The following is a 17,068-nucleotide window of genomic DNA, read 5'->3' on the forward strand; positions in this document are numbered from 1 at the left end:
CAATTCCGTAAATTGGTACGTCTTTGCGTATTAATACTTTAGTTTTGTAACCGACCTGGAGCCGCCGCCGCTTGACTTTGGACAAGCCGCGGCGGCCGGCCCGGGAGCCGCGGCAACAACGGGGATCTGGAGGTCTGGGGGGAGGGCTCAGCTCGCTTCGGCGAGCAGGGACAGCTGTCGGGGCGTATGCGCCGTCAGGCTCCGGTCGGTAAGCGGCGTCGGGTAGTCGCCGGTGAAGCAATGATCGGTGAATTGCGGGCGAGCCGGATCGCGCGGCCCGACCCCCATTGCCTGGTAGATGCCTTCAACCGACAGGAAGGCGAGAGAATCCGCGCCGATGAATTTGCGCATGTCTTCGAGGCTGTGCGTGGCCGCCAGCAGTTTGTCCCGTTCGGGCGTGTCGATGCCGTAATAATCCGGATGAGTAATTGGCGGAGAGGCGATGCGGAAATGCACTTCCTTGGCGCCGGCATCCCGCATCATCTGCACAATCTTGACCGAGGTCGTGCCGCGCACGATCGAGTCATCGATCAGCACAATGCGCTTTCCCTTCACGGCCGAGCGGTTGGCGCTGTGCTTGAGCCGCACGCCAAGCGCACGGATCTGTTGCGTCGGCTCGATGAAGGTGCGGCCGACATAGTGATTGCGGATGATGCCGAGGTCGAAGGGGATGCCGCAGGCCTGCGCATAGCCGAGCGCCGCCGGCACGCCTGAATCCGGAACGGGCACGATGACGTCGGCATCGGCAGGCGATTCCGCAGCAAGCTGCGCGCCCATGGTCTTGCGCACTTCGTAGATCGAGCGGCCGCCGAGGATGGAATCCGGACGCGCGAAATAGATGTACTCGAAGATGCAGGGGCGCGGCGGCATCGGCGGAAAGGGCTTGTGGCTTTGCGTGCCCTTGTCGTCGAAGATGATGACTTCGCCGTTCTCGATGTCACGCACATATTTTGCGCCAATGATATCGAGCGCGCAGGTTTCCGACGCCAGGATTGGGCAACCGTCGAGCGTGCCGAGCACCAGCGGGCGGATGCCGAGCGGATCTCGCGCGCCAACCAGCTTCTTGTTGGTCAGACCGACAAATGAATACGCGCCCTCGAGGGCGCGAAGGCCGTCAATGAAGCGATCGACGAAGCGCGGTTTGTGCGAACGGGCGACGAGATGCAGCATCACCTCCGTGTCGGTGGTGGACTGCATGATCGCGCCTTCACGCACGAGTTCGCGCCGCAGCGTGAGGCCATTGGTCAGGTTGCCGTTATGGCCGATGGCGAAACCGAAGGGATCGAGTTCGGCGAAAAGCGGTTGCACGTTGCGCAACAGCGTCTCGCCGGTCGTGGAATAGCGGACATGGCCCATCGCCGACATGCCGGGCAGGCGATCGATGACGGCGCGGTCGGAAAACGTGTCGCCGACAAGGCCGAGGCGGCGTTCTGAATGGAAGCGCTGGCCGTCGAAAGACACGATGCCGGCCGCTTCCTGGCCACGATGCTGGAGTGCATGCAGGCCCAGCGCCGTAATGGCGGCGGAATCGGGATGGCCGAAAATGCCGAACACGCCGCATTCTTCGCGGAGCCGGTCGGCATTCAGGTCGACATCATGGTGCGGGAGAGGGGAATCGGTGGTGGCTGCGGTCATCGCCTCGTCCAGCTCTCCTGTCGCCACCCGTCAACGCGTGGGGGCGGTCCGTGTCTCGATCAGTTGCTGCATCCCGGCGCGGTCGGAACGCTCATAGCCTTCCCCGGTGGTCCGGGCGGGGACGCGGCTTGGTCCCATATCGGAACGTTGACCCGGGGTCGCCACGGGCGATTCCGGCTCCTCGCTTGCGGGCCTTTTCAGCCGCTTCAAGATGGTGCTTTCTGGGTCATCCGGCAACATGGACTTAAGCCAATCCCCTGTACTTGCAAGCACAACCCGCGACTTCGCGCCGGTCACCCAGGTCGGCTGGGACTTTTGCGGGACCAGCCAGTCGAAGAACAGGAAGGCGACGACCACGATGATAAGGCCGCGGGCCAGCCCGAACAGAAAGCCCAAAGTGCGGTCGAGAGCGCCGATTCGGCTGTCGAGAATCATGTCCGAGATGCGTACGGTGATGATCGACACGATCAACAGTGTGCCGAGGAAGACGCCGCCGATGACGGCCGCCTTCGCCACGATATCGTTGTTGAAATATTGCTGGGCGTAAGGGACCAGGCGATTGAAGAAATACAAGGTCGCCAGCGCCGCCGCGATCCAGGCCGCAATCGACAGGATTTCCCGCATAAAGCCCCGGATCATGGCCAGGAGCCCCGAAATCAGCATCACGGCGAGCAGGATGATGTCGAGCAGAGTGATCGGCATTGGCAATCTTTGTGGCGGTAGGCCCGAATGAGCGCCCCGAAAGGGCCGGACCAGGCGGGCGGGCCTGTATAACCGCCTCCAAATCCTCCGTCACCCGTCTTGTCGCACGGTTCCCCTGGGGGCGGCACTGTAGCGCGGCGAATGGGTGATTTGCGCCACAGACGCTTTGTGAATGGCCTAATCGTCCTGCATAGCCGGGGTGGGCCGTTTCGCACCTTTGCCGCGTGCGGCAATGTCCGAAACCAGATTCACCAGGCTGCTGTTGCTGTTGAGCGTGAACCGGCTTTCGGAGGGGGCCTCCGTCTGCGCTGACTCCGGCAGGAAGGCGCGGGTGAAGCCAAGCTTGGCGGCTTCCTTGACCCTCGCCGACGTCTGAGAGACGGGGCGTATGGCTCCTGACAGGGATACCTCGCCGAAAAAGACCGCGTCCGGCGGCAGCGGGGCGTTCACCAGCGATGACACCAATGCCGCGGCCACCGCGAGATCGGCGGCCGGCTCCTGAATGCGCAGCCCGCCTGCAACATTCAGATAGACATCGTGACTGGCAAGCCTCACGCCGCAATGCGCTTCCAGCACTGCGATGACCATGGACAGCCGGCTCTGGTCCCAGCCCACCACAGCGCGGCGCGGCGTGCCAAGCGTGGTGGGAGCGACCAGCGCCTGGATTTCGACGAGGACGGGGCGTGTGCCTTCGATGCCAGCGAAGACAGCAGTGCCGGGACTGCCAAGATCGCGTTCGGACAGAAACAGCTCGGATGGATTTGTGACCTCGCGCAGGCCGAGCCCGGTCATTTCAAACACGCCGATCTCGTCGGTAGCGCCGAAGCGGTTCTTCACCGCGCGCATGATGCGGAATTGATGTGAGCCTTCGCCTTCGAAGGAGAGCACTGCGTCGACCATGTGCTCGACGACGCGGGGGCCGGCGATCTGCCCGTCCTTGGTGACATGACCGACTAGGATGACGGCGGCGCCGCACTTCTTCGCGAAGCGGATCAGCGATTGCGCCGAGGCGCGCACCTGCGTCACGGTGCCGGGCGCGGACTCGACCGTGTCCGTCCACATGGTCTGGATGGAATCGATCACCACAAGGCGCGGCACGCCGCCGGTGGACAGTGTTGCAATGATATCTTCAACCGAAGTCTCAGAGGCGAGCTCGACCTTGGCGTCGCCGAGCTTCAATCGCTCGGCGCGCAGCCTGACTTGCGCGACCGCTTCTTCGCCGGAGATGTAAACCGAGCGATGACCAAGCCGCGCCAGCGCGGCTGCGGCCTGAATAAGCAACGTCGACTTGCCGATGCCGGGATCGCCGCCGACAAGAAGCACCGAACCCCGCACCAGCCCGCCGCCCGTCACGCGATCGAATTCGCTGAGGCCCGTGGCCAATCGCGGCGCGTCCTGCGCATCGCCGGCGAGCGACTGCAACTGAAACGGACGGCCTTTGCCCGGAGCCTTGCCGGGCCCGCGCGGCTGTGTCGGCGAACCCGATTGCTCTTCAGCGATGGTGTTCCATTCGCCGCAGGCCTCGCATTTGCCCTGCCAGCGGCCATAGGCGGCACCGCAATTCTGGCAGATGAAGGTCAGGGCCCGGCGACTCATGCTGGTATCGAGACGGTGTCGGGCAGCGAAGTCAACGGCGAAAGTCAGCCGCCCGTGCTCTTGTAAATACGGGCATACCGCCGCCCAAGACTGGTGAGCACTTCATAGCCATTGGTGTCGAACTGCTCCGCCAGTGCGTCGACATCAAAGCCTTCGCCGATCAGAGTTACATAATCGCCGCGTCGCACCGCGCTTCCGGGCAGGTCGGTTATGTCCACCGCCATCAGATCCATCGAGATAAGCCCGACGATGGGGCAGCGGCGGCCGGCGACCAGCACAACGCCGCCCTGCTTCAGGTCGGTGCCACTCGCCATGCGGAAATAACCATCGGCGTAGCCAATGGCGACGATGGCGATGCGCGAGGGGCGGCGCGCGGTCCAGTTAGCGTCGTAGCCGACCGTGTCACCGAAAGCGACCTCCCGCGTGAGGATAATGCGTGCATCCAAGTGCACCACCGAGCGCATGGGATTGGGTTTGCCGGGCGTCGGATTGACGCCGTAGAGCGAGACGCCGGGACGAATGAGATCAAGATGGGCGGAAGAGCCGAGAAATATGCCAGAAGAATTTGAAATAGATGCCGGGACACCACGATAGAGGCTGCGAATTTCTCGAAAGGCGAGCATTTGCTCGTTGTTCCGTGGATGCTCGTGGATTTCGGAGGCTACGAAATGGCTCATCAACAGCATGATGCCGTGATTTTCCGCCTTGATCCGCGGCGCCAACGCCGTTGCTTCCTCGATGGTCACACCGAGCCGGTTCATGCCGGTGTCGACATGCAGGGCGATACCGCCATGCCAGTTCGACGCGGAGACGAAGCTGTCCCATTCGGCGAGCTCGGCCGAAGAACCGATAACAGGGCGTAGGGCGTGCTCGGCAAAAACCGGCGCCGTGCCCGGCGGCAGACCGCCGAGAATATAGACGACGGCGTCCGGTGCGATCCGGCGCACGCGCTTGCCTTCGGCCAGATCGGCAACAAAGAAGGTAGTGCAGCCGGCATGATAGAGGAGGGCGGTGACCGGCTCGAGCCCGCAGCCATAAGCGTCGGCCTTGACCACGGCGGCACATTCGGTCGGGATGGCCATGCCGCGCAGTTTCTTCCAGTTCGCCTCGATCGCTCCCAAGTCGACCGTCAGGATGCCGCCTGCCTCCGCGGCGGGCGGACCATAGGCAAACGTCGTCTGTTCAGGGGCTGCTTCTTGCGCGGACATGATCGGAGCCGATGATTCTCCGCCATGTAGCCGGGATCGCCGGCTTTCAGCAACTGGCCGGAGCGATTGGCAGGCTTAATCGTACCGTGCGGGGAGATGACTTTCCTGCGCCAGATCGCCGAAGCGGGTGATGTTGGCGTCGAACTGGACCTGCACCGTGCCGGTCGGGCCATGGCGCTGCTTGCCGATGATGATTTCCGCCTTGCCGTGCGCGGCGTCCATTTCGATCTGCCACTTGGCGTGCTCGTCGGTGCCCGGCCGCGGCTCCTTGTTACTCAGATAATATTCCTCGCGATACACGAACATCACGACGTCGGCGTCCTGCTCGATCGAGCCAGATTCACGCAGGTCCGAGAGCTGCGGGCGCTTGTCGTCGCGGCTTTCCACCTGACGAGACAATTGCGACAGCGCCATGATCGGCACGTTCAGTTCCTTCGCCAGCGCCTTCAGACCAGTGGTGATCTCGGTGACTTCCTGCACGCGTCCTTCCGAGGCGCGTTTCGAAGAGCCTTGCAGCAGTTGAATATAGTCGACCACGATCAGATCAAGGCCACGCTGCCGTTTGAGACGACGCGCGCGCGCGGCGAGCGCTGCAATCGACAGGCCGCCGGTTTCGTCGACATAAAAGGGCAGGTTCTGCAGTTCGATGGAGGTATCCTTGATCAGCTCGAAATCCTGTTCGGTAATTGAACCGCGCCGGATTGTGCTAGACGTGATTCCTGTCCGTTCGGAAATGATACGGGTCGCGAGCTGCTCGGCCGACATTTCGAGCGAGAAGAAGCCGACGATGCCGCCGTTCACCGTGCTCATATGCCCGTCGGGCCGCACTTCGCCTTGCCACGCGCGGGCGACGTTGTAGGCGATGTTGGTTGCGAGCGAGGTCTTGCCCATGCCCGGGCGGCCGGCCACGATGATGAGGTCGGACGGCTGCAATCCGCCCATCTTGCTGTCGAGGTCTCTCAGGCCGGTCGCCAGTCCCGACAATCCGCCGTCGCGTGCATAGGCATTGGCGGCCATGTCGACCGCGGTGGTAAGCGCCTGCGCGAAACGCTGAAAGCCGCCTTCGTAACGGCCGGTTTCAGCAACTTCATACAGTTTCTTCTCCGCTTCCTCGATCTGCTTGGTGGGCGAAGAATCAACTGGTGCGTCATAGGCTTCGTTGACGAGATCCTCGCCGATCAGAATCAGCGAACGACGCAGCGCCAGATCGTAGATCGTGCGGCCGTAATCGGCGGCGTTGATGACGGTTGTCGCCTCGGCGGCGAGCCGCGCGAGATATTGGCTCACCGTCAGACCGCCAATATCTGCATCCGCCGGCAAAAAAGTCTTGAGCGTCACCGGGCTCGCGACCTTGCCGGCGCGGATCAGGCTCGCGGTGATTTCATAGATTTTTTGATGAACCGACTCGAAGAAGTGACGCGGTTCAAGAAAATCTGACACCCGATAGAAAGCCTCGTTGTTGACTAGAATGGCACCAAGAAGCGCCTGCTCCGCTTCGATATTGTGCGGCGCAATGCGATAGGTCGGTGCAAGCTCGGCGAGCTTGCGGACGGACGAGTCTTGAGCAGCCATAGATCGAATAGCTTCTTTGGTCTTAGTCTTGTTTTATGAGTCGAAATGACGACGCGTAACGGATACATCGCACGCAACTCACTGCCTTCGACCTTGATCGAGCTTTAACACCGCCGTCCGAAAAGCGCGATCTTATTTGCAATTCTCGCCGCGATTCACAGCGCGTGAAAAGCTTGGGACCGCTGCACAGAAATTTCTTGACCTGAGCCATTGAGCACGCGTGGCGGCCTTCACTCGCCGGCAATCCGCAAGGGCTGGCGGCTGTGGCCTTCCAGCGCCCGCAATCGCTGTTCCTCCCGAAGGAGGTAGTCGCGCGTGAGAGGCACCACATCCTGCCGTTTAGCAAGCTGGATCTGGAATACCATCATGTTCTGTTCGCGGAAGGCCATTTCCGATGCCGCCAGGTAGAATTCCCACATACGCAGGAAATACTCGTCGTAAATCCGCTTGATGTCGCCGGCATGTGCGAGGAAGCGTTCGCGCCAGGCCTTCAAGGTTTCGGCATAATGCAGACGGAGGATTTCGATGTCGGTGACCAGAAGGCCAGAGCGCTCAATGGTCGGCAGAACCTCCGACAAGGCCGGAATATAGCCGCCGGGAAAAATATACTTTGCGATCCAGGGATTGGTGACATTGGGTCCCTCGGACCGGCCGATCGAGTGCAGAACCATGACGCCGCCGTCGGCCAGCAATCCTGCCGCTTTACGGAAGAAGGCATCGTAATATCCGACGCCGACATGTTCGAACATGCCGACCGACACGATCCGGTCATAGGGGCCATTGGCGTCGCGGTAGTCCTGCAGCAGGAACTTTGCAGATCCGGATAACCTCTTTTCATGCGCCCGCGTGACCGCCCTCTTATGCTGTTCTTCCGACAGGGTGATGCCGGTGACTTTCGCGCGAAGATATTCTGCAAGATACAGGGACAACCCACCCCAGCCGCAGCCGATATCAAGGACCGTCTGTCCCGGTTCAATCAGCAGCTTTGCCGCAAGGTGACGTTTCTTGGCCAATTGGGCATCGTCCAGGGACTGTTCCCCATTCTCGAAATAGGCGCAGCTATATTGCTGGTCGGCATCCAGGAAGAGGGAGTACAGCCGCCCGTCGAGATCGTAATGGTGCGCGACATTGCGCCGCGAGCGGCGGCGCCGGTTCAGTTGCGCCAGGCGGCGCGTCAGGTAGCGCAACTGCCATTGCGGTCGGGCGAAATAGGGCGGCTTGCCGCTGCGATCCTGGGTAAGAAGAACACTCAGCAGGTCCGCGAGCGATCCCTGTTCGATCACAAGGCCGCCATCCATATAGGCTTCCCCCAGCCGCAGCTCGGGGTCGAGGAGAATTCCGTACATGGCCCGGCGGGACGTCAATCGGACATCAACGGGTGGTCCGCTGCCATCTCCAAACAGGAATGAATTTCCGTTGGCGGTGGTGATCCGCAGGTTGCCGCTGCGGATAAAGCGTGCCAGTGCTGTTTGAAGCAACCGCTCCACCGGCCGCCTCCCTTGGCGCTTTGCCGTCCCACGGACAGCTTTGAACCGGCTGGAGCGGCGCCAATCTTTGGCTTGCCAGCAGGCTCGCTAAAGAAAATCTGGACCCAAGAACATATTAGAACAAAGTCTAACGGAACCGGCAATGAGGCAGGGGACATCCGAAAAGGGGCCACATTCGTTCGTTAGGGCCGTTTTGCGCGCGGTGTCGGTATCGCCCGGCCGCTGCAGGCCAGATTTGTCTTAATCTCATAGGTCGGGGGTGTCTCGGTGCGGCGATTGCGAGCGATTCTGATCGTTCTGACGGCGGTGACCTCGGTTTGGCTCGGAAACCATCCGGCCGATGCGCAGCAGCCTAGATCGGCCTCTGCCCCGCGACCGGCTCCCGAGTTGCCTCAGTCGGGCCACCAGACCGAAGCAATCGACCTCAATGAGGGGAAAACCGCGCCCCAGATGTTCGCCTCGGATTGCGCGGTCTGTCATCAGAAGCCGAATGGTCTGGCCAAGGGCCGCAATACCGGCCAGCTCGCAAATTTCCTGCGTCAGCACTACACGACAGGAACACAGCAGGCCGGAATGATCGCGGCTTATCTGACATCGGACGGCCTTGACCGCGGCGTACCTGAACGCCCCAGTGCGAGAGAGCGCGGGCCAGTCGACCGGCCGCCGGCATTGATTGGACGCCGCCAATCGCCTGACGCGGCTGATCCTGACGCTGATGCCGCGCCGAGTGAGGGCCGCCGCAAGCCTGCGACTGAGGCCGGCAGGCCCGTCGACCGCGACGCGCCGGCCAGCCGTCGCCATTCCCGGGAACGGGATGAGGGCCGCAGGCCGTCCGAGCGCAAGCCGGCGGCGACCGCGCGCGCCCCCAAATCTGCGCCTGAAATCAAGCAGATTGAGGAGCCGACCGCGCCAGCTGCGGAGTCGGAAACACCAGCGGCACCAGCGGCGCCTCCCGCTGAGGAGAGGCCCGCCGCGCCGCCGCCACCCGAAATCCGGATTTAGCGGAACTAGGCCGTCTTCCCGGCTTCCTCGGCCGCTTCCATGCCTTCTTCCGCCGGAGCAGCGGCTTCTTCGAAGAATGCTTCCGTCGCGACTTCTTCCGCCGGCTCTTCGCCTTCCTGTCGACGCACGGTCACGTCCTCGCCGCGGGCCAGACGCTCGGCCTCTTCAGCGTTGCGGGCGACGGCCACAGTGACGGTGACATCGATTTCAGGATGTAGCGCCACCTGCACCTTGTGCTGGCCGATGGTCTTGATCGGCGCGTTAAGGGCGATCTGGCTGCGGTTCACGGCGATGCCAGATTCGGTGATCAGCGCGGCGAGGTCGCGACCGGTAACCGAACCGTAGAGTTGGCCGGTATCGGAGGCCTGACGCAGCACGGTGAACCTCTTGCCGTCGAGCTTGTCGGCGATCTTCTGCGCTTCGCTCTTCTCGGCAAGATTGCGGGTTTCGAGCTCCTGGCGCATCCCTTCGAAGCGTGCCTTGTTCTCCTTCGTGGCGCGCAGAGCCTTGCCTTTCGGCAGCAGGAAATTGCGGGCGAACCCGTCCTTCACGCGCACGGTCTCGCCCATCTGGCCAAGCTTGGCGACGCGTTCGAGCAGAATGACTTCCATGTTCTTTCTCCTTGTTGTGTCGTTCAAATTCAATCGGTGCGGTCCATCGGCGGCCTGCTTTTTTTCGCGAGGCGGCCGCGAATATCGAAAGCCGTGTCGGCAAGACCGGCGAGACTCATCAGAAGGATGGGCCAGAACAGCACCACCACGGCGACATAACTGCCGGCCAGAATGAAACCGCGCGCGGCTGCATCCCGCGTCAGCGCATGCAGAACCGCAAAGCCGAGAATCGCATAGGCCATCAGCAGGCTGGCCGCCAGAATCGATCCTACCGTTCCGAGGAGGCTGGGCAGGAACGACAGCGCAACGGCAACAGCAAGCATTGCCGGCGCAAATGGTGGAAAACGCATGTCTGGAATGTCGGGCCACGGCCGGCGCAGGTTGCCCGAGACTTTGACGATGCGGCCGGCCAGCCAGAGATTGACGGTGTTGGTCAAGGTCGCGATCACGGCGGCGGCGAGGGGAATTACGGCTACCAACAGATCGAGCACCTTGTCGGGATCGATGTTGCGGATATCCGCGGGCATGTCCGCCGGGCTTTGCATCTTGAGCACACGCTCAAACGACGCACGCAGACCCGAGCGGAACGACTCCTCGTCGACTCCGAAATTCGGAATCGCGGCGACAACGGTCAGGGCGCTGATGATTCCGGCCCAGACGACCAGCCGGCCGGCAGGATACCATTCCATCGCATCCGGGCTGTCGGCCATAGGTCGTGCGAGCAAGGCCAGATAGCCGAGCCACCATGCGGGAAGACCGACCCCGATCAGGAACGCGACTATAAAAAAAGGTCCGAAGACCACGGACAGGCCGACGGCGGCGACTATGGCGGCGAACAGGGCCGACCAATGGCTCCAGCCGAGCGCCGCAATCATGATCGGCAGCGGCGCAAGATAGAAGAGCAGGATCGAGATGATCGAGCCGGACGCAACAGAAGCGAACAGCAGCGCAGAGGCTGCGCCAGCTCCCAGTCCGATCAGAAGAATCTGCATCATCACAAGCTGTCCCGCTTCGCAGCGGTTAGAGACGGATCGCAGGTCCTAAACCCCGTCCGTCCCAACCATCAGCGCCCGGATTGAATCTGGGCGCCTCGTTATTCAACCATCAACGGATCACATATGGAAGCAGGCCAAGGAAACGTGCGCGCTTGATCGCCTGGGCGAGTTCACGCTGCTTCTTGGTCGAGACCGCCGTGATCCTGCTCGGCACGATCTTGCCGCGCTCCGAGACGTAACGCTGCAGGAGCTTCACGTCCTTGTAGTCGATCTTCGGCGCATTGGCGCCGGAGAAGGGGCAGGTCTTGCGCCGACGAAAGAAAGGACGGCGTCCGCCGCCACCACCACCGAATGCCATGGCTTATTCCTCCGTCGTTTGCGCGTCGCCGCCGTCGTCACCGCGGGGAGCGCGATCATCGCGATCCCGCCGCGGACGATCGCCGCGATCGAATCGGCCACCGCCGCCAAAGCCGCGATCGCCAAATCCACGCTCGCGCTCGTCGCGATCGGCCTTGCGCATCATGATGGACGGTCCTTCTTCCAGCTCGTCCACGCGCACGGTCATGAAGCGCAGAACATCTTCGTTCAGGCGTTCCTGACGCTCCACTTCGCTGATCGCGGCGGGCGGCGCGTCGACATTCAGGAAGGTGAAATGCGCCTTGCGGTTCTTGCGGATGCGAAACGACAGGGACTTCACGCCCCAATATTCGTTCTTGGTGACCTTTCCACCGAGGCCTTCAATGACGCCCTGAAACTGCTTGGTCAGGTCTTCGACCTGCTGTGCGCTGGCGTCCTGGCGCGCCAGAAACACGTGCTCGTATAACGGCATGAATGCCTTTCCTCTGGTTGCATCGCTCACCCGGCGCAAAGCCCAACGAGACCTTCGGAAAGGCTCGACGCTCTGATGGCGGAGACACGGGACGACGGACCGATTGGCCCTGCCGACGACCCTTGCGAGACGTGGCCGTCCGTTCAGCCCCCGGCCGGGACGAGCGGAAGCCGGGGTTATAGGGATTTTTGCTCGGAAGGCAAGGTGGAAAGGAGATCGCTACGCTTGACACATGCCACCTTGCAGTGTCTTTCCGCCCGGTTTTAGGCAATCCAGGCGCCGGGGGCGTAATGGCGGCAGCTTTCGTATTTCCAGGACAGGGCAGCCAGGCCTTAGGGATGGGCAAGGCCTTGGCCGAAGCCTTTCCCGTGGCCAAGGCAGTCTTTGACGAGGTGGACGCGGCCTTGGGTGAGAAGCTGTCCGCGATCATGTGGGAGGGGCCGGCTGATAAGCTGACCCTGACCGAGAATGCTCAGCCCGCTTTGATGGCGGTGTCGGCTGCGGTGACGCGTGTGCTCCAGGCGGAAGCCGGTCTTGATCTGAAACGGGATGTCGCCTTTGTCGCCGGTCATTCGCTTGGCGAATATTCGGCGCTGGCGGCGGCCGGGGCCTTCAGCGTGAGCGATGCGGCGTGGCTGCTGCGCACGCGTGGCGATGCCATGCAGAAGGCGGTGCCCGTCGGGGAGGGGGCGATGGCGGCGCTGATCGGCCTTTCATTCGAGGATGCCGCGACTGCGGCGCGTGAAGGCGCGCAAGACCAAATCTGCCAGGCGGCCAACGACAATGGCGGCGGACAGGTCGTGATCTCAGGCAACAAGGCGGCGGTCGAACGCGCCTGCGAGATTGCCAAAGCCAAGGGCGCGAAACGCGCGATGCTGCTGCAGGTGTCCGCACCCTTCCATTGCGCGCTGATGCAGCCGGCGGCGGATGTGATGGCGGATGCGCTTTCAAAAGTGACCGTTAATGCCCCCGCCGTGCCGGTAGTCGCGAATGTCATGGCGCGGCCGCTCAGCGATCCTCAGGACATCGTACAGGCGCTTGTCGCGCAGGTGACGGGGACGGTGCGCTGGCGCGAATGCGTAGAATATATGGTCCAGCACGGTGTCGCCGAGTTCTACGAACTTGGTGCAGGCAAGGTGCTCACAGGCCTGGTGAAGCGCATCGCCGGCGGCGCGACCGGTACAGCAATTGGAACCCCCGAAGACATTGCCGCTTACAAGGCATCGCGCAGCTAAGCTATTTGGTTTATCGCGCTTTCTCACGGAAATCCGGGGGGTCGTCTTTCCCGGGAAGCGCTTTGAGGAGGATTTCAATGTTCGAGCTTACCGGAAAGACTGCGCTCGTCACCGGCGCCACGGGCGGCATCGGCGGCGCCATCGCGCGGGCGCTCCACAAGCAGGGTGCGACAGTCGCGATTTCCGGAACGCGGCGCGATGCGCTGGACCAGCTTGCTGGGGACCTGAAGGATCGCGTGCACGTTCTGCCCTGCAATCTCGCCGACAAGGAGCAGGTCGAGGCGCTGGTGCCGCAGGCAGAGGAGAAGATGGAGAAGCTCGACATCCTGGTCGCCAATGCCGGCATCACCAAGGACAATCTGTTCGTGCAGTTGCGCGATGAGGATTGGGACAGCGTGATCGAGATCAATCTGACCTCGACCTTCCGCCTGTCGCGCGCGGCCATGAAAACCATGATGCGCCGCCGCTTTGGCCGCATCATCGGCATCACCTCGGTGGTCGGCGTGACCGGCAATCCGGGGCAGGGCAATTACACCGCCGCCAAGGCCGGCATGATTGGCATGATGAAGTCGATCGCCAAGGAATACGCGCGGCGCGGCGTGACCGCGAACTGCATCGCCCCCGGCTTCATTGCCACAGCCATGACTGACAAGCTCAACGACAAACAGCGCGAGGCGATCCTGCAAATGGTTCCGGCCAACAGGCTGGGAACGCCCGACGATATCGGCGCCGCGGCGGTCTATCTCGCGTCGGACGAAGCCGGTTATGTCACCGGCCAAACCATCCATGTGAACGGTGGAATGGCCATGATCTGACAGTGAAAGGTCAGTGGTTTGAGGCGGTTAACAGGTGTATCCGCATGCTGGTCAACGGTTTTGAAGTGTGGTACCGAACCTTCGGCTGGGCCGGGGGGCGCTCAGGTTCTGCGGACATTCTCACCGTCCGGGATCGGAATACGCCACCGTCAATACGGGCTTGTGCGACACGACTTGCTTGTGCGAATTGGTTTGGCCATGCCACGACGGTTGCGATCGCAGTGCCGATCGGACCCCATCACTAAAAGCAGAGGTTCGAACGATGAGTGATATTGCCGAGCGGGTGAAGAAGATTGTCGTGGAGCATCTCGGAGTCGAACCTGACAAGGTCACCGAGCAGGCGAGCTTCATTGACGATCTCGGGGCCGACTCTCTCGACACCGTCGAGCTGGTCATGGCTTTTGAGGAGGAATTCGGCTGCGAAATTCCCGACGATGCCGCCGAAACCATCCTGACCGTCGGCGATGCGACCAAGTTCCTCGAGAAGAACGCAAAAAGCTGAAAGCGCCGTCAGGCCGTTGGAATCCGGTTGAGAACGCGGGGCCCAGATGGCGCCGCGTATCGCCGGAGGCGATTCTTTCGCGCGGCCGTGGAGCCAGAATATGAGACGTGTTGTCGTCACAGGATTGGGAATGGTGACGCCGCTGGGGTGCGGCGTCGACACGACATGGCAACGCATTCTCCAGGGGCAGAGCGGCGCCCGTAAAATTGAAAAATTCGACGTCTCCGATCTGTCGTGCAAGATCGCCTGTCAGGTTCCGCGCGGCGACGGCAGCGACGGCACGTTCAATCCTGATCAGTGGATGGAGCCGAAAGAGCAGCGGAAAGTGGATGACTTCATCGTCTTCGCGATGAGCGCAGCGCGGCAGGCGCTGCAGGACGCCAGCTGGAATCCGACCACCGAAGAGGATCAGTTTGCCACCGGCGTGATGATCGGCTCGGGCATTGGCGGCGTTGGCGGAATCGCGGAGGGCGCGATCCTGGTGAAGGAGCGAGGTCCGCGCCGTCTGTCGCCCTTCTTCATCCCGGGCCGCATCATCAATCTGGCGTCGGGCTACGTCTCGATCGAATTCGGCCTGAAGGGTCCGAATTCCGCCGTCGTCACTGCCTGTTCGACGGGATCGCATGCCATCGGCGACGCCGGCCGCATGATCGCGTTGGGCGACGCCGATGTCATGGTCGCGGGCGGCGCGGAGTCGCCGATCGACAAGCTGTCGCTCGCGGGCTTCGCGGCTTGCAAGGCGTTGTCGACATCTTTCAACGACGAACCGACGCGGGCGTCGCGTCCTTATGACAAGGACCGGGACGGCTTCGTCATGGGCGAGGGCGCGGGCGCCGTGGTGCTCGAGGAACATGAGCATGCCAAGAAGCGTGGCGCGAAAATCTATGCCGAATTGATCGGCTACGGCATGTCGGGCGATGCCTTTCACATCACGGCGCCCTCGCCGGACGGCAACGGGGCGTTCCGTTGCATGAGCGCCGCCATCAAGCGCGCAGGAATTACGGCGGGCGACATCGACTATATCAATGCGCACGGCACTTCGACGATGGCCGATACGATCGAGCTCGCCGCGGTCGAGCGCGTGATCGGCAACGCCGCCGGCAAGATATCGATGTCATCCACAAAGTCGGAGATCGGGCATTTGCTCGGCGCTGCAGGCGCGGTGGAGGCGATCTTTTCCATTCTTGCGATTCGAGATCAGATCGTCCCGCCAACCATCAATCTCGACAATCCCTCCGTCGAAACGCCGATCGATCTGGTCCCGCATCAGGCGCGCAAGCGTGATGTGGAGGTGGCGCTGTCCAACTCATTCGGGTTTGGTGGCACCAATGCCTCGCTGATCTTCCGCGCCGTTCACTAGTCTGCCCGCGGGAGTTGCAGTGAAGGGTCGCAGGGACTGTCGCGGTTCGGCCACAACCGCGCCCTAACAGGCTATTAATTGCTATAATGAATTCGTTGGGCAGGAGCATCTGGACACCGGCTGTGCTTGACGCCTATGCATAAGCGAGGGGAAGTAGCTGACCGGAAATCACGGCTTGTTGCCGCACTGCACGAATGCTTCGGCATGTTCGCGAGAAATGTTGTATTTCCATTTGTCTGAAATCGATCGATCTGACGCCTGATGGACCAGAACAGGATCACGCCACCACGCTCACCGCGCACTGCGCTGGAACCGGAACGGGTCTCGTTGCCGCCACAGCGCTCGCGCAGCGCGCGGCACCCGCTTGTGATCATCGGAAATGCGATCTTCACCCTTGTGCTTCTGGTGGCGGTGGTGCTCGGCGGCATCGTCTTCTGGGGCAAGCAGCGTTTCGAGGCGCCCGGTCCGTTGGCGCAGGACAAGATCGTCAACATCCCGCGCGGCGGTGTGCGCGACATTGCCGAGCTCCTGCAGCGTGAGGGAGTCATCGAGCAGCCCTGGGTCTTTGTCGGTGGCGCATTGGCGCTCAAGGCGCGCGGCGAGGATCTGAAATTCGGCGAATATCAGTTCGCCAAGGGCGCCAGCATGCGCGATGTGGCCGAGACCATCATCGAGGGCAAGGTGGTGCAGCATCTGTTCACGGTCCCCGAAGGCCTGACCTCGGAGCAGATCGTGGCGCGCCTGCTCGAAAATGACGCGATGAGCGGCAATATCCGCGAGGTGCCGCGCGAAGGCACGCTGCTCCCGGAGGGCTATCGCTTCACGCGCGGCGTTTCGCGCGAGGAAATGATCAAGCGCATGCAGCAGTCCCAGCGCCGGGTGGTGCAGGAGGCGTTCGAGCGCCGCATGCCCGACCTGCCAATCCGCACGCCGGAGCAACTCGTTACGCTCGCCTCGATCATCGAGAAGGAAACCGGCAAGCCGGAGGAGCGCACGCGTGTTGCTGCGGTGTTCGTGAACCGCCTGAAGCAGAAGATGCGGCTGCAGTCCGATCCAACCATCATTTACGGCCTGGTCGGCGGCAAGGGCTCGCTCGGGCGGCCGATCATGAAGAGCGAAATCGAGCAGCCGACGCCCTACAACACCTACATCATCGACGGGCTGCCGCCCGGTCCGATCGCCAATCCCGGCCGCCAGTCGATCGAAGCGGCCGCCAATCCGGCGCGAACCAAGGAATTGTATTTCGTTGCCGACGGCACCGGCGGGCACGCTTTTTCAGAGACCTACGACCAGCATCTCAAGCATGTCGCGCGCCTGCGTGCGATCGAGCGGGGAGAGTCGACGGCAGTCACCCCGGCGGCACCTGCGGCAGCCGCGCCAGCGTCACCGCCCGCGGCTTCGCCCAACCGCACCGTCATGCCGCGTCCGGCGCCGAATGGGCCGCGTGGTCAGAGCGCGCCCAAGCCTCAATAGCCGGAGTGTTTTGGGCGCCTTAGCGCCGTCTTGTGGGCCGGGAAAG

At 62.3% G+C, this 17,068-nt stretch carries 16 protein-coding genes; 6 read left to right on the forward strand and 10 right to left on the reverse strand.

The window, feature by feature from the left end; all coding sequences use genetic code 11:
• Positions 1-147: 147 nt before the first annotated feature.
• From purF to RO009_14100, 6 genes are all read right to left on the reverse strand, one after another.
• On the reverse strand, positions 148-1,635 hold the full coding sequence (gene purF, locus RO009_14075) for an amidophosphoribosyltransferase (protein ID MDT3686159.1): 1,488 nt from the start codon (positions 1,633-1,635) through the stop codon (positions 148-150).
• Between the two features lie 30 nt (positions 1,636-1,665).
• Entirely contained in the window at positions 1,666-2,337 is a 672-nt protein-coding gene (locus RO009_14080) for a CvpA family protein (GenBank protein ID MDT3686160.1), read from the reverse strand.
• A 177-nt stretch (positions 2,338-2,514) separates the two neighbouring features.
• Positions 2,515-3,933, reverse strand: a complete 1,419-nt coding sequence (gene radA / locus RO009_14085; protein ID MDT3686161.1) for a DNA repair protein RadA — start codon at positions 3,931-3,933, stop codon at positions 2,515-2,517.
• 44 nt (positions 3,934-3,977) lie between these two features.
• A complete protein-coding gene (alr, locus tag RO009_14090; protein ID MDT3686162.1) occupies positions 3,978-5,141 on the reverse strand; it encodes an alanine racemase in 1,164 nt (387 codons plus the stop codon).
• Positions 5,142-5,216: 75 nt separating this feature from the next.
• Positions 5,217-6,713 carry a replicative DNA helicase gene (locus tag RO009_14095; GenBank protein ID MDT3686163.1) on the reverse strand — a complete coding sequence of 499 codons (1,497 nt, stop codon included), beginning with the start codon at positions 6,711-6,713 and terminating at the stop codon, positions 5,217-5,219.
• Positions 6,714-6,943: 230 nt separating this feature from the next.
• Entirely contained in the window at positions 6,944-8,200 is a 1,257-nt protein-coding gene (locus RO009_14100; GenBank protein ID MDT3686164.1) for a cyclopropane-fatty-acyl-phospholipid synthase family protein, read from the reverse strand.
• Between the two features lie 276 nt (positions 8,201-8,476).
• Between RO009_14100 and RO009_14105 the strand changes: the two genes are divergently transcribed.
• Positions 8,477-9,202 carry a hypothetical protein gene (locus tag RO009_14105; protein ID MDT3686165.1) on the forward strand — a complete coding sequence of 242 codons (726 nt, stop codon included), beginning with the start codon at positions 8,477-8,479 and terminating at the stop codon, positions 9,200-9,202.
• Positions 9,203-9,207: 5 nt separating this feature from the next.
• Here the strand turns inward: RO009_14105 and rplI are convergent, their stop codons facing one another.
• The 4 genes from rplI to rpsF form a co-directional block, all read right to left on the reverse strand.
• A complete protein-coding gene (gene rplI, locus RO009_14110; protein ID MDT3686166.1) occupies positions 9,208-9,813 on the reverse strand; it encodes a 50S ribosomal protein L9 in 606 nt (201 codons plus the stop codon).
• A 29-nt stretch (positions 9,814-9,842) separates the two neighbouring features.
• On the reverse strand, positions 9,843-10,808 hold the full coding sequence (locus RO009_14115) for a DUF2232 domain-containing protein (GenBank protein MDT3686167.1): 966 nt from the start codon (positions 10,806-10,808) through the stop codon (positions 9,843-9,845).
• Between the two features lie 109 nt (positions 10,809-10,917).
• Positions 10,918-11,166 (reverse strand): 30S ribosomal protein S18, encoded by a 249-nt coding sequence (rpsR, locus tag RO009_14120; protein ID MDT3686168.1) that lies wholly within the window; start codon positions 11,164-11,166, stop codon positions 10,918-10,920.
• A 3-nt stretch (positions 11,167-11,169) separates the two neighbouring features.
• Positions 11,170-11,637 carry a 30S ribosomal protein S6 gene (gene rpsF, locus RO009_14125; protein ID MDT3686169.1) on the reverse strand — a complete coding sequence of 156 codons (468 nt, stop codon included), beginning with the start codon at positions 11,635-11,637 and terminating at the stop codon, positions 11,170-11,172.
• Between the two features lie 290 nt (positions 11,638-11,927).
• Between rpsF and fabD the strand changes: the two genes are divergently transcribed.
• The 5 genes from fabD to mltG all read left to right on the forward strand — a co-directional run bounded on the left by fabD (position 11,928) and on the right by mltG (position 17,022).
• A complete protein-coding gene (gene fabD, locus RO009_14130) occupies positions 11,928-12,872 on the forward strand; it encodes an ACP S-malonyltransferase (protein ID MDT3686170.1) in 945 nt (314 codons plus the stop codon).
• A 77-nt stretch (positions 12,873-12,949) separates the two neighbouring features.
• Positions 12,950-13,687, forward strand: coding sequence for a 3-oxoacyl-[acyl-carrier-protein] reductase (fabG, locus tag RO009_14135; protein MDT3686171.1), 738 nt, complete (start codon positions 12,950-12,952; stop codon positions 13,685-13,687).
• 262 nt (positions 13,688-13,949) lie between these two features.
• A complete protein-coding gene (locus tag RO009_14140; GenBank protein MDT3686172.1) occupies positions 13,950-14,189 on the forward strand; it encodes an acyl carrier protein in 240 nt (79 codons plus the stop codon).
• Between the two features lie 100 nt (positions 14,190-14,289).
• Positions 14,290-15,549: a beta-ketoacyl-ACP synthase II gene (gene fabF / locus RO009_14145; GenBank protein ID MDT3686173.1), complete on the forward strand. Its 1,260-nt coding sequence runs from the start codon at positions 14,290-14,292 to the stop codon at positions 15,547-15,549.
• Positions 15,550-15,810: 261 nt separating this feature from the next.
• Complete coding sequence (mltG, locus tag RO009_14150) at positions 15,811-17,022, forward strand: endolytic transglycosylase MltG (protein MDT3686174.1); 1,212 nt, start codon at positions 15,811-15,813, stop codon at positions 17,020-17,022.
• Positions 17,023-17,068 lie beyond the last annotated feature (46 nt).

Source organism: Pseudorhodoplanes sp., assembly GCA_032027085.1.
Taxonomy (GTDB): Bacteria; Pseudomonadota; Alphaproteobacteria; order Rhizobiales; family Xanthobacteraceae; genus Pseudorhodoplanes.

Excerpts from the sequence above, each read along its gene's own strand:
- rpsR (MDT3686168.1), bottom strand. The coding sequence starts at position 11,166 with ATGGCATTCGGTGGTGGTGGCGGCGGACGCCGTCCTTTCTTTCGTCGG.
- RO009_14095 (MDT3686163.1), bottom strand. The coding sequence starts at position 6,713 with ATGGCTGCTCAAGACTCGTCCGTCCGCAAGCTCGCCGAGCTTGCACCG.
- fabF (MDT3686173.1), top strand. The coding sequence starts at position 14,290 with ATGAGACGTGTTGTCGTCACAGGATTGGGAATGGTGACGCCGCTGGGG.
- fabG (MDT3686171.1), top strand. The coding sequence starts at position 12,950 with ATGTTCGAGCTTACCGGAAAGACTGCGCTCGTCACCGGCGCCACGGGC.
- RO009_14080 (MDT3686160.1), bottom strand. The coding sequence starts at position 2,337 with ATGCCGATCACTCTGCTCGACATCATCCTGCTCGCCGTGATGCTGATT.
- rpsF (MDT3686169.1), bottom strand. The coding sequence starts at position 11,637 with ATGCCGTTATACGAGCACGTGTTTCTGGCGCGCCAGGACGCCAGCGCA.
- RO009_14140 (MDT3686172.1), top strand. The coding sequence starts at position 13,950 with ATGAGTGATATTGCCGAGCGGGTGAAGAAGATTGTCGTGGAGCATCTC.
- fabD (MDT3686170.1), top strand. The coding sequence starts at position 11,928 with ATGGCGGCAGCTTTCGTATTTCCAGGACAGGGCAGCCAGGCCTTAGGG.
- radA (MDT3686161.1), bottom strand. The coding sequence starts at position 3,933 with ATGAGTCGCCGGGCCCTGACCTTCATCTGCCAGAATTGCGGTGCCGCC.
- RO009_14115 (MDT3686167.1), bottom strand. The coding sequence starts at position 10,808 with ATGATGCAGATTCTTCTGATCGGACTGGGAGCTGGCGCAGCCTCTGCG.
- alr (MDT3686162.1), bottom strand. The coding sequence starts at position 5,141 with ATGTCCGCGCAAGAAGCAGCCCCTGAACAGACGACGTTTGCCTATGGT.
- mltG (MDT3686174.1), top strand. The coding sequence starts at position 15,811 with ATGGACCAGAACAGGATCACGCCACCACGCTCACCGCGCACTGCGCTG.
- purF (MDT3686159.1), bottom strand. The coding sequence starts at position 1,635 with ATGACCGCAGCCACCACCGATTCCCCTCTCCCGCACCATGATGTCGAC.
- rplI (MDT3686166.1), bottom strand. The coding sequence starts at position 9,813 with ATGGAAGTCATTCTGCTCGAACGCGTCGCCAAGCTTGGCCAGATGGGC.